This window comes from Microvirga aerophila (assembly GCF_003332305.1).
Classification (GTDB): domain Bacteria; phylum Pseudomonadota; class Alphaproteobacteria; order Rhizobiales; family Beijerinckiaceae; genus Microvirga; species Microvirga aerophila.
This window is the reverse complement of sequence record NZ_QOIO01000016.1, coordinates 79564-91919: the sequence shown is the minus strand read 5'-3', so window position 1 is coordinate 91919 and position 12356 is coordinate 79564. Positions and strand designations below refer to the sequence as shown.

Here is a 12356-nt window from a genome sequence, read left to right as displayed (position 1 = left end):
GGTCGTCCACGCCTTTGCCCTTGAGCTTGAAAGACGTGGATGGCCGTGAACCAAGTGCGGCCATGACGGAAGAGGATGAAACGAATGTCGAAAGACACCTTGCGCATAGAAGACGCGGTCAACGAGACCTGCCCGTGGTCGGCAAAGCCGATCGCGGCGGATTCGCTCACCCGCTATCGCGGCGAGGTCGTCGGCTTCTGTAATCCGGGCTGCCGCGACAAGTTCGAGGCCGCCACCGCTCATTTCGACAAGGCCATCGCGGATCGCGACGTGCCGCTCCTCGCGAAAGGAATTGAATAATCATGTTCGAGGGCCTTTCCGATAAACTTTCCAACATCCTCAATGGTCTCACGCGCCGCGGCGCGCTGACCGAGGAGGACGTGAACGCAGCCCTGCGCGAAGTGCGACGCGCCCTGCTCGAGGCGGACGTGGCCCTCGAGGTGGTGCGCTCCTTCACCGATAAGGTGCGGGCCCGTGCGGTCGGCGCCGAGGTTGTGAAATCGGTCTCGCCCGGCCAGCAGGTGGTCAAGATCGTTCACGACCAACTCGTCGAGATGCTGGGCGCCGATGCGGAGGTCATCGACCTCAACGCCGCCCCGCCGGTGCCGATCCTCATGGTCGGCCTCCAGGGCTCTGGCAAGACCACCACCACGGCCAAGATCGCCAAGCGCCTGACCGACCGGGACAAGCGCCGGGTGCTGCTCGCCTCCCTCGACACTCGCCGGCCTGCCGCCATGGAGCAGCTGGCGGTGCTCGGCAAGCAGGTGGGCGTCGACACGCTTCCCATCATGGCAGGCCAGTCCGCCGTGCAGATCGCCCGGCGCGCCATGGATGCGGCGCGCCTGGGCGGTTACGACGTAGTGATGCTCGACACCGCCGGCCGCGTCACCGTGGACGAAGCCATGATGACCGAGGCCGCCGAGGTGAAGGCCGCCACCGGCCCGCACGAGGTGCTGCTGGTGGCCGATGCGCTCACCGGCCAGGACGCGGTCAATACCGCGCGCGCCTTCGATCAGCGGTTGGGCGTCACCGGCATCGTGCTCACCCGCATGGACGGCGATGCCCGCGGCGGGGCGGCGCTCTCCATGCGCGCTGTGACGGGCAAGCCGATCAAGCTCATCGGCACGGGCGAGAAGGTCGATGCGCTCGAGGAGTTCCACCCCTCGCGCGTGGCCAACCGCATCCTCGGCATGGGCGATATCGTGTCGCTCGTCGAGAAGGCGGCCGAGAACTTCGACCAGGCGCAGGCCCAGCGCATGGCCGACAAGATGCGCAAGGGCAAGTTCGATCTCGAGGACCTGCGCGACCAGCTCAGTCAAATGGAAAAGATCGGCGGCATCGGGGGCATGCTCGGCATGCTGCCGGGCGTGGCCAAGATGAAGGCACAGCTCGAAAACGCCAACATTGACGACCGCATCATCAAGCGCCAGCGCGCCATCATCGATTCCATGACCCCGGCCGAGCGCCGCAATCCCGACATCCTCAAGGCGTCGCGCAAGAAGCGCATCGCCTCGGGCGCGGGCGCCAAGGTCGAGGAGGTCAACAAGCTCCTCAAGATGCACCGGCAGATGGCCGACGTCATGAGGGTGATGGGCGGCGGCAAGGGCAAGGGCATGGCCGGCGCGCTCGGCAAGATGTTCGGCCTTGGCGGCGGCGCGGGCGGCATGCCCCAGCCGACCCCGGAGCAGATCGAGGCCCTGCAGAAGCAGATGGGCGGCAAGCTGCCCGACTTCCCCGGCGGCGCCGGCGGCGGCCTGCCGCAGATGCCCAAGGGCGTGCCGGGCCTTCCGGGCCTCGGCGGCGGCAAGATCCCGGGTCTGCCCGGGATCGGCGGCTTCCCGTTCGGAGGCAAGAAGAAGTGAATTTTTAAAGTTCGCCGTCATCCCGGGACCGCGGCAGCGCAGCCCGGGATCCATGACCACGGTGGTTCCAGGTTTGGCGCCGGCGGTGGTTATGGGTTCCCGCTTTCTTGGGAGTGACGATGAGAGTTTCGATCGAAGGACAGTTTAAAGGAGAAACCGAATGTCCCTGAAGATCCGTCTGACCCGTGGTGGCGCCAAGAAGCGTCCCTACTACCGCATCGTCGTTGCCGACGCGCGTTCCCCGCGCGATGGCCGCTTCATTGAGAAGGTCGGCACCTACGACCCGATGAAGCCGAAGGATGACGCCACCCGCGTCACCCTCGAGACCGACAAGATCCAGGCCTGGCTCGCCAAGGGCGCCCAGCCGACCGATCGCGTCCTGCGCTTCCTGGACGCCGCCGGCCTCATCAAGCGCTCGCCGCGCAACAACCCGCAGAAGGCCGTCCCGGGCAAGAAGGCCCAGGAGCGCGCTGCCGCCAAGGCTGCTGCTTCGGCCGAAGGCGAGGCTGCGTAAACACCATGAAGAAGGAGCGCTCCAACCGGCGCTCCCCTTCCTCCCTCCCCCTTGCGGGGAGGGCGTCCGCGCCAGCGGCGGGTGGGGGTGTGAGCACCAAGACTTCAGACCGTGGTGCTGACACACCGTCCCCCATCTCTTCCCCACAAGGGGGAGGAGGGTTAACCACGTCGGTGCGGGACGATCTCGTCCTCGTCGGCGAGTTCGGCCGCGCCCATGGCCTCAAAGGCGAGGTGCGGCTGAAATCCCATACGGGCGATCCGCTCGCGATCGCCGCTTACGGCCCGCTCACGGCGGCGAATGGCCGAAAATTTCAGATCAAGAGAAACGTCCGCCAGGCCCCTGGCGGCGCGCCCGACATCCTCATCGCACAGGTCGAGGGCGTCATTTCCCGGGAGGCCGCCGAGGCCCTCAACCGGGTCGAACTCTACCTTGAACGCGACAAGCTCCCGCCTCCCGAGGACGAGGACGAGTTCCTGCTCGCCGACCTGATCGGGCTGCCGGTCCAGAACGAGACCGGCCGGGCGATCGGCACCATCGTGAACGTGCCCAATTACGGCGGCGGCGACCTGTTGGAAATCGCCCCCCTGCCGCATGGAGCGACCGCACTCCTGCCCTTCACCAAGGACTTCGTGCCGGTGGTGGATGTCGGGCAAAAGCGCGTCGTGGTCGCGCTGCCCGAGGGTTTCTTTGAGCCTGCCAAGCCCGAGCCGAATCCCGAGGACGAGGCGTGACCTTTGCGACCACGATCCTCACGCTCTATCCCGACATGTTTCCAGGCCCTCTCGGCATGTCCTTGTCGGGCGATGCGCTCGCGCGGGGCGTGTGGAGCCTGACGGCGAAGAACATCCGCGACCATGGCCTGGGCCGTCATCGCACCGTTGACGACACGCCGGCCGGGGGTGGTCCCGGCATGGTGCTCCGCTGCGATGTGCTCAGCCAAGCCATCGACGCCAACGTGCCCGAAGGCGATCCGCGCCCGAAGCTTCTCATGACCCCGCGCGGCAAGCCGCTTCGCCAGGATCGGGTGCGTGAGCTTGCGGCGGGTCCTGGCGTCGTCATCGTCTGCGGCCGGTTCGAGGGCGTGGACGAGCGGGTGATCGAGGGCAGGGGGCTGGAGGAAGTCTCCATCGGCGACTACGTGCTCTCGGGCGGCGAGATGGCGGCCTTCGTGCTGCTGGATGCCTGCGTGCGGCTTCTGCCGGGAGTCATGGGCAAGGAGGCCTCCGGCACGGAGGAGAGCTTCGAGTCGAACCGCCTCGAATACCCGCATTACACGCGCCCCCGCGAATGGGAGGGGCGCACCATCCCCGAGGTGCTCCTCAACGGCAACCATGCGGCCATCGACCGGTGGCGGCGGGAGGAGTCGGAGCGCATCACGCGGGAAAGAAGGCCGGATCTGCTGGAGCCTTGATCCTCCCTCGTCATCCCGGGGCTGCGTAGCGGAACGCGGGATCGCTCGACGAGATCGGCGCTTTATCCTGCAGGCGATCCCGGCTCGCCTGCAGCGTCCGGGATGACAGGAAGCAGGGCGCGGGCGCTGATCAAACGCCAAACCCCGCTCGACAAAGGCCGCGAATTCGGATATAGGCCGCCGTCTAAATCACAACAGGACGCCGAAATCCCGCGGGTTTTGAGATTGCTCAGGGCCACGCAACGGCAGGAGTATTGACCATGAACATCATTCAGCAGCTCGAGCAGGAACAGATCGCCAAGCTCGGCAAGACGATTCCCGATTTTCAGCCCGGCGACACCGTGATCGTCAACGTGAAGGTCAAGGAAGGCGAGCGCTCCCGCGTGCAGGCCTATGAAGGCGTCTGCATCGCCCGGTCCGGCGGCGGCCTCCAGGAGAGCTTCACGGTCCGCAAGATCTCCTACGGCGAAGGCGTCGAGCGCGTGTTCCCGGTCCACTCCCCGAACATCGATTCCATCAAGGTCGTGCGCCGTGGCGCCGTCCGCCGCGCGAAGCTCTACTACCTGCGCGACCGTCGCGGTAAGTCCGCCCGTATCGCCGAGCGCGCTGACCGCCAGGAGAAGGCTCCGGCCGCCGCCGAGTAAGGCGTCCCGCCTGCACGGCAGTTTGGAAAGCGCGGTCCCGGCCGCGCTTTTTGCATATCAGGGCAAGCTTCGCGCTAGCCGGCACAGTCGTTTGTTGGGCGTCCGGGCCTGCCAGCTATGCGATGCTTTCAAACCTGTGCGCCGTCAGGACATCTTTTCATGACGTTTGAGACCCGCTAAACACCAGACAACCCTTTCATCATCGGATTGGAACAATGGCCAACGCCCGTACTCTCTACGACAAGATCTGGGACGACCACGTCGTCGATCAGCAGGCGGACGGGACGTGCCTTCTCTATATCGACCGCCACCTCGTCCATGAGGTCACGAGCCCGCAGGCTTTCGAAGGCCTGCGCCTCACCGGCCGCAAGGTGCGCCAGCCCAACAAGACCCTGGCGGTGGTCGATCACAACGTTCCCACCACCGACCGCTCCCACGGCATCGAGGATCCGGAATCGGCCGTGCAGGTCGAGACCCTGGCCCAGAACGCCCGTGACTTCGGCGTCGAGTACTACAACGAACTCGACACCCGCCAGGGCATCGTCCACGTGGTGGGTCCCGAGCAGGGCTTTACGCTGCCGGGCATGACCATCGTGTGCGGCGACAGCCACACCTCGACCCACGGGGCCTTCGGGGCGCTCGCCCACGGCATCGGCACGTCGGAGGTCGAGCACGTGCTCGCGACGCAGACGCTGATCCAGAAGAAGGCCAAGAACATGCGCGTGACCGTGGACGGGCAGCTGCCCGCCGGCGTCACCGCCAAGGACATCATCCTGGCCATCATCGGCGAGATCGGCACCGCGGGCGGCACCGGCCACGTGATCGAATATGCGGGCGAGGCCATTCGCTCCCTGTCGATGGAAGGCCGGATGACCATCTGCAACATGTCCATCGAGGGCGGTGCCCGCGCCGGCATGGTGGCTCCCGACGAGAAGACCTATGCGTATCTCAAGAATCGTCCCAAATCGCCCAAGGGCGAGGCCTGGGACGCGGCGGTGCGCTACTGGGAAAGCCTGAAGTCGGACGACGGCGCTTATTTCGACTCGGAGATCCGGCTCGATGCCGCCAACCTGCCGCCCATCGTCACCTGGGGCACGAGCCCCGAGGACGTGATCTCGGTGGCGGGCGCGGTGCCGAACCCGGACGACATCCAGGACGAGAACAAGCGTCGCTCCAAGTGGCGCGCGCTGGAATACATGGGTCTCCAGCCCGGCACCAAGATCACCGACATCACCCTCGACCGCGTCTTCATCGGCTCGTGCACCAACGGCCGCATCGAGGACCTGCGCGAAGTCGCAAAGATCGTCGAGGGCCGCACGGTGAATCCATCGGTCAATGCCATGATCGTGCCTGGCTCCGGCATCGTGAAGATGCAGGCGGAGGCCGAGGGTCTCGACAAGATCTTCAAGGAAGCCGGCTTCGACTGGCGCGAGCCCGGCTGCTCCATGTGCCTGGCCATGAACGCGGACCGTCTCGCTCCCGGCGAGCGCTGCGCCTCCACGTCGAACCGCAACTTCGAGGGCCGTCAGGGCTTCAAGGGCCGCACCCATCTGGTCTCGCCCGCCATGGCGGCGGCCGCCGCGATTGCCGGCCACTTCGTGGACATTCGCACCTGGAAGTAAGCCCTCCCGGAACGAAATGAAAAAGGGCGGCGACCGGTGAGGTCGCCGCCCTTTCTACTTGGGGTCTTCCAAACTTAGTCGACGTAGACGCGACGCCCGGCCACAACCTGACGGCAGACCTCGGTCGGACGACGGACCACAACGCCGTTGCCGCGCACGCGCTCGCGGATCACGGTCCGGCATACGGTGCGGGTGCGGGCGGGGCGCACGATCCGGCGCTCGATCACATGACGGGACACAGAGGGGCGCTCGCGGACTTCGCGAACCACATGGTGACGGCCATGATCGCTGCCGCCTATACGCACATTGAACTCTTGGGCCGAAGCCGCGCCCGAACCGAAAGCCACCAGCCCGGCTGTCGCCAGGATCGTCAGAAACTTACGCATCATAGCCTCATCGTGAGAATGAATGTCCGGAGCTTAACGCTAGGAACCTGAACCCGTTCCGAATGGTCCGTTCAGTTTGCGCTCCGTGGTTAAGCAGGATTAAACAGACACCAGCGCATCGTTTGCGCCTGAAAAACCCGCGCCCCTTTCGAAGCGCCATGCGCCAGGAGATCCGATGATGAGCGAACAGGACCGGGAAGCCCGCGAGGCGCTGGAAGGCGTCCGGCGCGATGCGGAAACGGTGGGTTCCTCGTCGCTCGCGCGCATGAGCCACCGGGTTCAGGATCATTTTGCCGGCAAGGACGCGATCGGCCAAGATGAGCATGGCGGCACGGATCCCATCGAGTTGTGGGGACGGCGCATCGGCCGCGCGCTTTCCCTTGTGGGCGTGGTGGTCCTCGCCCTATGGCTCGCGGTGCAACTGCGCCTTTTGTGAGCCCATGAGAGACAAGACCCTGACCGACAAGAACGCGACGGACTTGGCCAACCTACAGGCCCCGACGCTCGCCGATTTCGAAATGCTGGCCGGCGAGGCTTACGAGCGCCTGCCGGAGGACTTCCGCCGGCTCTGCGACGGCGTGGTCATCAAAATCGATGACTTTCCCGACGACGACACCCTGCGGGAGATGGATTGCGAGACGCCATTCGACCTACTCGGGCTGTTTCGCGGCATCGGCCTGGCGCAAGGGGGAGGCATGATGCAGACCGGACAATTCCCCAACATGGTCTGGCTCTACCGCCGACCCATCCTCGATTATTGGGCCGAGCACGAGGAAAGCCTCGGGCACATCATCACCCACGTGCTCGTCCACGAGATCGGCCACCATTTCGGTCTGTCGGACGACGACATGGAGGCCATCGAGGCTGCGACCGGCGAGGGCTGATTCCACATCCGCGAAATGCGCCGCCCGAAGCTGCCCGGCCGGCGCGTAAGTGATCAGCGGTCCGTCGGGGTCAACGAACGCTCGGGTGATCGGAGAGCAGCAACGGGGACGCGCCGACGCGCCAACGTTCAGGCGCCACGAGCACGCGGCGCCGCCGCTGCGCCTCGAAGGCCTGCGGGGGCTTCGAGTTGTCGATGAAGCGGCCGATCTGCTCTTGGAAGTCGGCACCGCTGCGCCAGAAGCCCACATTCACGTAAGTCGTCCAGCGGCGATCGAGGTTCCAGACCATCCAGGGAAACTGCTTCTGATCGTCCACGCGGCTGAGGAACTCGCCGACGAGGCCGGACCGGTCCGCAATGGTGGCGCGTTTCGACCAGTATTCCAGAAACTCCGCTTCGCGCCCCTTCTTAATGCGCCACTCCACGAGGACGATCCGCGTTGAGGTTTGCTCCTGCTCCGCGGCGGTGCTCTGGCCCGCCTGAGGGACAGGAGCTTCCTGCGCGAAGGACGCGGCCGGCGTCAGCGCGACGCTCAAGGCCATCGCAGCCAAGGACAAGCGAATCGTTCGAAGTGACATATCCAACTGCAACCCCCAGCAGAGACGTTCGATGAATGTGAAACGTGTGGCGAAGCTCGTCAATCTTGGACGAAGCGCATGCTGACCATTCCGCCGGCTCGGCGAACGAGCGCGCAGTCCTTTTCGCCGCGTGTGCCTGATATGCGCAACTTGAACCGGTCGGGCAGCGGCTCGTCTCCCTTGAGTTCCACCCTTGCGCCCGCCGCCGAGATGTCCCTCAGGATGCAATCGATCGGGTCGACGGCGCCCTGAAGGATGATCTTCGCCTGCTGGAACGTGCGCAGGCGCGGGTCGCGACGACGCTCCTCCAGACTAACCACCCACTCGTCGAGGCTGCGGTTGATGTTGGCGACCTTGTCAGCCGCATTCTGCATGTTGGCGGCGATGTCCTGGGTGGCGAGGCTCTGATCCTGGATGGCGCCGGCCGCCTCCGACACGAAGGTCTGAACCGTCCCGATGCCCTGGCTGATGGAGGCCAGGGTTCCGATCACATCGTCCGACGCCGCCTGCATCGCGGCGATCTGTTCGGAAATTCGCGTGGTGGCTGAATGGGCCTGGTTGGCAAGGTTCTTGACTTCGGTGGCCACTACCGCAAAGCCCCGGCCGGCCTCGCCCGCGCGCGCCGCCTCGATGGTCGCGTTCAGCGCCAGAAGGTTGATCTGCTGGGAGATCTTGGCGATGAGCTGGATGACGTCGTCCATGGACTGCGTCGACTGGCGCAGCTGCCCGGTGGATTTGTCTGCCGTCAGGGCCTGGTTATGAATGTCGTCGACGGCGGCCTTCGACCTGCCCATGCGGGCCGTGATTTCGGCAATCGAGGCATTCATCTCCTCGGCGGCCGCCGACGCGGTCCAGACATTGCTGAGGGTCTGTTCGGCCGCGTCGATGGCGCGGGCGCGCGCCTCCATGCTGGTCGTTACGTCGGTGGCGTATTTCACCACCTTGTACGGTTGGCCGCCGGCGTCGAGAATCGGATTGTAGGAGGCGTGGAGCCAGACGCTGCGGCCGCCTTTGCCGATCCGCTGGTAGACGGCCGAGAAATGCTCGCCTCGCTTGAGCCTTTCCCAGAACTCCTTGTATTCCGGACTGACCGCATAGGCTTCGTCCACGAACATGAAATGGTGCTGGCCTTTGACCTCCTCGGCCCTGTACCCGACCGCCTTGAGGAAGTTGTCGTTGACATCCTCGATGTTGCCGGAGAGATCGAACTGGACTACGGCCTGCAACCGGTCGATCGCCGCGACCTGCCCGCCGTAATCTGTCGCGATCTTTTTCTCCTGCGTGATGACCGTTCCGAACATCACGATCTCGCAGGGGCGGCCGCTTTCATCGGAGACCGGGGCGTAGGTAGCCCGGAACCAGACCTCCCGCGCCCCCCGGCCCAACACCATGTAATCGGCCGACCGGTCTTCGCCGCGCGTGAGGGATTTCCAAAAATCCTCGTAAGTGTGGCTCTGCGCCTCGGCCGGCGCTGCGAACATCCAATGCTGCTGCCCTTTGACCTCCTCGAGGCGGTAGCCCATGGCGTCGAGAATCGCCGGGTTGGCGTCGAGGACGGTTCCGTCGAGGCCGAATCGAACCACCGCTTGGGAGCGATTGAGGGCGGCGGCCTGCTCTGCCGCATGGGCGCTCTGCCGTTTCTCGGCCGTGACATCCATGGCAAGCGCCACGATGCGGACCGGATTGCCGCGCCGATCCAGGATCGGCGTGTAGGTTGCTCGAATCCAGTTGATCCGCCCGCCTTTGGCCACTTGGCGATGTTCGCAGGTTTGGCGTTCGCCGCGGTTCAGCGCGGCCCACAACGCCCTATAGTCCTCGCTGAGGCCTTGGCTTTCCTCGACCAGGACCCGATGATGCTGGCCCCGGATCTCGGCCAGGGCATAGCCGGTCAGGGACAGGAAGTTCTCGTTCGCGTCCAGAAGGGTACCGTCGATCCCAAACTCCGCCGTTGCCAGGGAGCGCTCAAGCGCAAACAGCAATGAGTCGGTATTGGAACGGCGTGCAGACAGCGCGAACTTCATAGTGGCCCCCGGCTATGGGAACTACTTTCTAAGAAGTTTTTCTTAACATTGCGCTAATCCGCGCATGTAACATTTAATCTATACAGTATAACGCGAATTCCATTGGCCTAATGCCCAAGAGGAAGATGGCTTCGCCGAGAGAATGCGGGCGCGATCGAACCGGCGCTCCCGCCTCCCGCGACCATCATTGGCCTAGTCGTCCGCGCGGCGCTTTGATATGAGCACAGCCATGGCGGTCATGACGCCTTTTTCGGGATGAGAAGACCATGGACAAGTTCACTGTGTTGGAGAGCGTCGCGGCGCCGCTGCGGATCATCAATATCGACACCGATATGATCATTCCGAAGCAGTACCTGAAGACGATCAAGCGCACGGGGCTGGGCAGGGGCCTCTTCTCCGAGATGCGCTATCGGGAGGACGGTTCGGAGAACCCGGATTTCACCCTCAACCAGCCGGCCTACCGGAACGCCAAGATCCTCGTAGCAGGCGACAATTTCGGCTGCGGTTCGTCCCGCGAGCACGCCCCTTGGGCGCTCCTCGATTTCGGCATCCGCTGCGTGATCTCCACGAGCTTCGCGGACATCTTCTACAACAACTGCTTCCAGAATGGCATTCTGCCCATCCAGGTGAGCCCGGAAGACCTGGAAAAGCTCTTCGACGACGCCGAGCGCGGCGCCAATGCGACCCTGACCGTCGATCTGGAGAAGCAAGAGATCCGCGGCCCCGACGGCGGCACGGTCAAGTTCGACATTGACCCGTTCCGCAAGCACTGCCTCCTCAACGGTCTCGACGGTATCGGCCTCACCATGGAAAAGGCCTCGTCCATCGACACCTTCGAGAAGAAGCTCGCCGAGCGTCCCTGGGCCTGAGCGTCGACCATTCGAGAAGCCGCTCCCCTCGCGATGAGCTGCGGTGGCGGCTTCGTGGATCTTCCTGCCCCGGTTTCTCAATATTAACCAATTTGCCTGCACATTGCGGGGCATGATTCGTTTCATTGCTCCCGCGATTCTCGCACTCGCCGGGCTGGCTGCCGCGACGCCGGCCTCCGCCCAGGCTGATTTCGGCTCCTGCCTGTCCGGCCTGCGCAGCCAAGCCGCTGCCAAAGGCATCTCAGCCCAAGCTTTCGATGCCGCGACCCGCGGCATCGCGCCAGACCTCAAGATCCTCGAACTCATGCAGAGCCAGCCTGAGTTCAAGACGGAGATTTGGGACTATCTCTCGGCCCTCGTGGATGACCAGCGCGTCGAGGACGGCGCGGCTGCTCTGCGCCAATGGGGCAGGGCGCTCGCCAATGCCGAGGCGCGCTTCGGGGTCGACCGGCACGTGATCGCCGGCGTCTGGGGCGTCGAGTCGGATTTTGGCAAGAATTTCGGCGACCGGCCCCTGGTTCAGTCTCTTTCCACCCTGTCCTGCTATGCGCCCCGGCGCCGCGAATACTTCGCCGGCGAGTTGATGGCGACGCTCAAGATCGTCCAGGACGGGGACATCGATCCAAGCTATCTGCGCGGCTCCTGGGCCGGGGCCTTCGGGCATACCCAGTTCATGCCGTCCACCTTCCAGCGCTTGGCTGTCGACGGCGACGGCGACGGACGCCGCGACGTGGTGAATTCCGTGCCGGACGCGGTCGCGTCCACGGCGAACTTTCTGAAAAAGGCCGGCTGGAACAACAGCATTCCCTGGGGTTACGAGGTCCGTCTGCCGGCAAGCTTCAATGCAGGCCTCGCCGGCCGCAAGAACAAGCGTCCGCTCTCCACCTGGGCCGCCATGGGCGTGACCCGCATCGACGGGCGTCCGCTCTCGGGCAATTATCCGGCCGGCATCCTCATCCCGGCCGGCGTTAACGGCCCCGCCTTCGTCGTCACCAAGAACTTCGACGCGGTCTATTCCTACAACGCCGCCGAATCTTATGGCCTCGCCATCGCGCTCCTGGGTGATCGTCTCAAGGGCCTTCCGGGCATTCGCACCGCTTGGCCGACCGACGATCCGCCCCTGTCCCGCGCCCAGCGTCGGGAGTTGCAGCAGCTTCTCACTGCCCGCGGCTTCGATGTGGGCGAGCCCGACGGCAAGATCGGCGCCAAGACCCGCGAGGCCATCAAGGAAGTGGAGCGCCAGATCGGGCTCCAGCCGCGCGGCCGCCCGGGCGGCAAGGTGCTCCAAGCGCTGCGAGGCTGATGCCACGCCGTCCCGTGACATCCCCGGTGACACGTAGAAGCGGAAGGGGGAGGCGCGGCGCTGCGCTGTGAGCTTGGCCCTTCCTCCTGCGAGGGCTCTTGCCCGCTCCAGACTCGAATGAGGACGAGGGTGCGGCCCTCGCCTCATGTCCCACGCGACAAATGCTTGCCAAGCCTGGGCTGTCGCGCCTAAACCCTCGCGTCAGAGCCGTCTCCCGGCGCCCGGGCAGACGAAGCATTTTCGAGCGAGGAAACCACACC

The 12356-nt window shown here is 64.9% G+C and carries 14 protein-coding genes; 11 read left to right on the top strand and 3 right to left on the bottom strand.

Annotated elements, in window-relative coordinates; translation table 11 throughout:
- The first annotated feature begins 84 nt into the window (after window positions 1-84).
- The 7 genes from DRB19_RS11030 to leuC all read left to right on the top strand — a co-directional run bounded on the left by DRB19_RS11030 (window position 85) and on the right by leuC (window position 6056).
- A complete protein-coding gene (locus DRB19_RS11030) occupies window positions 85-300 on the top strand; it encodes an eL24 family ribosomal protein (protein ID WP_114186091.1) in 216 nt (71 codons plus the stop codon).
- A 2-nt stretch (window positions 301-302) separates the two neighbouring features.
- Window positions 303-1862, top strand: coding sequence for a signal recognition particle protein (gene ffh / locus DRB19_RS11025; RefSeq protein WP_114186090.1), 1560 nt, complete (start codon window positions 303-305; stop codon window positions 1860-1862).
- A gap of 160 nt (window positions 1863-2022) precedes the next feature.
- On the top strand, window positions 2023-2376 hold the full coding sequence (gene rpsP, locus DRB19_RS11020; protein ID WP_114186089.1) for a 30S ribosomal protein S16: 354 nt from the start codon (window positions 2023-2025) through the stop codon (window positions 2374-2376).
- Between the two features lie 173 nt (window positions 2377-2549).
- Window positions 2550-3110 (top strand): ribosome maturation factor RimM, encoded by a 561-nt coding sequence (gene rimM / locus DRB19_RS11015; RefSeq protein ID WP_308494322.1) that lies wholly within the window; start codon window positions 2550-2552, stop codon window positions 3108-3110.
- The gene (gene trmD / locus DRB19_RS11010) at window positions 3107-3790 is read left to right on the top strand and encodes a tRNA (guanosine(37)-N1)-methyltransferase TrmD (protein ID WP_114186087.1); all 684 of its coding nucleotides are present in this window, start codon (window positions 3107-3109) and stop codon (window positions 3788-3790) included. The genes rimM and trmD overlap by 4 nt, the downstream gene beginning before the upstream one ends.
- A gap of 260 nt (window positions 3791-4050) precedes the next feature.
- Window positions 4051-4434: a 50S ribosomal protein L19 gene (rplS, locus tag DRB19_RS11005; protein ID WP_114186116.1), complete on the top strand. Its 384-nt coding sequence runs from the start codon at window positions 4051-4053 to the stop codon at window positions 4432-4434.
- Window positions 4435-4649: 215 nt separating this feature from the next.
- The gene (gene leuC, locus DRB19_RS11000) at window positions 4650-6056 is read left to right on the top strand and encodes a 3-isopropylmalate dehydratase large subunit (protein ID WP_114186086.1); all 1407 of its coding nucleotides are present in this window, start codon (window positions 4650-4652) and stop codon (window positions 6054-6056) included.
- A 74-nt stretch (window positions 6057-6130) separates the two neighbouring features.
- Here leuC and DRB19_RS10995 read toward each other — a convergent pair whose 3' ends face one another.
- Window positions 6131-6442, bottom strand: coding sequence for a hypothetical protein (locus DRB19_RS10995; protein WP_114186085.1), 312 nt, complete (start codon window positions 6440-6442; stop codon window positions 6131-6133).
- A 175-nt stretch (window positions 6443-6617) separates the two neighbouring features.
- Here DRB19_RS10995 and DRB19_RS10990 point away from each other — a divergent pair, with 175 nt between their 5' ends.
- Window positions 6618-6878: a hypothetical protein gene (locus tag DRB19_RS10990; protein ID WP_245439408.1), complete on the top strand. Its 261-nt coding sequence runs from the start codon at window positions 6618-6620 to the stop codon at window positions 6876-6878.
- A gap of 4 nt (window positions 6879-6882) precedes the next feature.
- Window positions 6883-7326, top strand: coding sequence for a metallopeptidase family protein (locus DRB19_RS10985; RefSeq protein ID WP_114186084.1), 444 nt, complete (start codon window positions 6883-6885; stop codon window positions 7324-7326).
- Window positions 7327-7396: 70 nt separating this feature from the next.
- Here DRB19_RS10985 and DRB19_RS10980 read toward each other — a convergent pair whose 3' ends face one another.
- Entirely contained in the window at window positions 7397-7903 is a 507-nt protein-coding gene (locus tag DRB19_RS10980) for a hypothetical protein (RefSeq protein WP_147022012.1), read from the bottom strand.
- A 59-nt stretch (window positions 7904-7962) separates the two neighbouring features.
- Window positions 7963-9924 (bottom strand): methyl-accepting chemotaxis protein, encoded by a 1962-nt coding sequence (locus DRB19_RS10975; protein WP_114186082.1) that lies wholly within the window; start codon window positions 9922-9924, stop codon window positions 7963-7965.
- Between the two features lie 266 nt (window positions 9925-10190).
- Between DRB19_RS10975 and leuD the strand changes: the two genes are divergently transcribed.
- Window positions 10191-10793, top strand: a complete 603-nt coding sequence (leuD, locus tag DRB19_RS10970; RefSeq protein WP_114186081.1) for a 3-isopropylmalate dehydratase small subunit — start codon at window positions 10191-10193, stop codon at window positions 10791-10793.
- A gap of 112 nt (window positions 10794-10905) precedes the next feature.
- Window positions 10906-12096, top strand: coding sequence for a lytic murein transglycosylase (locus DRB19_RS10965; RefSeq protein WP_114186114.1), 1191 nt, complete (start codon window positions 10906-10908; stop codon window positions 12094-12096).
- Window positions 12097-12356: the final 260 nt, after the last annotated feature.

Coding starts and splice junctions, on each gene's coding strand:
- DRB19_RS10995 (WP_114186085.1), bottom strand. CDS start 6,442: ATGCGTAAGTTTCTGACGATCCTGGCGACAGCCGGGCTGGTGGCTTTC.
- DRB19_RS10990 (WP_245439408.1), top strand. CDS start 6,618: ATGATGAGCGAACAGGACCGGGAAGCCCGCGAGGCGCTGGAAGGCGTC.
- rpsP (WP_114186089.1), top strand. CDS start 2,023: ATGTCCCTGAAGATCCGTCTGACCCGTGGTGGCGCCAAGAAGCGTCCC.
- rplS (WP_114186116.1), top strand. CDS start 4,051: ATGAACATCATTCAGCAGCTCGAGCAGGAACAGATCGCCAAGCTCGGC.
- leuC (WP_114186086.1), top strand. CDS start 4,650: ATGGCCAACGCCCGTACTCTCTACGACAAGATCTGGGACGACCACGTC.
- DRB19_RS10985 (WP_114186084.1), top strand. CDS start 6,883: ATGAGAGACAAGACCCTGACCGACAAGAACGCGACGGACTTGGCCAAC.
- DRB19_RS10980 (WP_147022012.1), bottom strand. CDS start 7,903: ATGTCACTTCGAACGATTCGCTTGTCCTTGGCTGCGATGGCCTTGAGC.
- ffh (WP_114186090.1), top strand. CDS start 303: ATGTTCGAGGGCCTTTCCGATAAACTTTCCAACATCCTCAATGGTCTC.
- DRB19_RS11030 (WP_114186091.1), top strand. CDS start 85: ATGTCGAAAGACACCTTGCGCATAGAAGACGCGGTCAACGAGACCTGC.
- DRB19_RS10965 (WP_114186114.1), top strand. CDS start 10,906: ATGATTCGTTTCATTGCTCCCGCGATTCTCGCACTCGCCGGGCTGGCT.
- leuD (WP_114186081.1), top strand. CDS start 10,191: ATGGACAAGTTCACTGTGTTGGAGAGCGTCGCGGCGCCGCTGCGGATC.
- DRB19_RS10975 (WP_114186082.1), bottom strand. CDS start 9,924: ATGAAGTTCGCGCTGTCTGCACGCCGTTCCAATACCGACTCATTGCTG.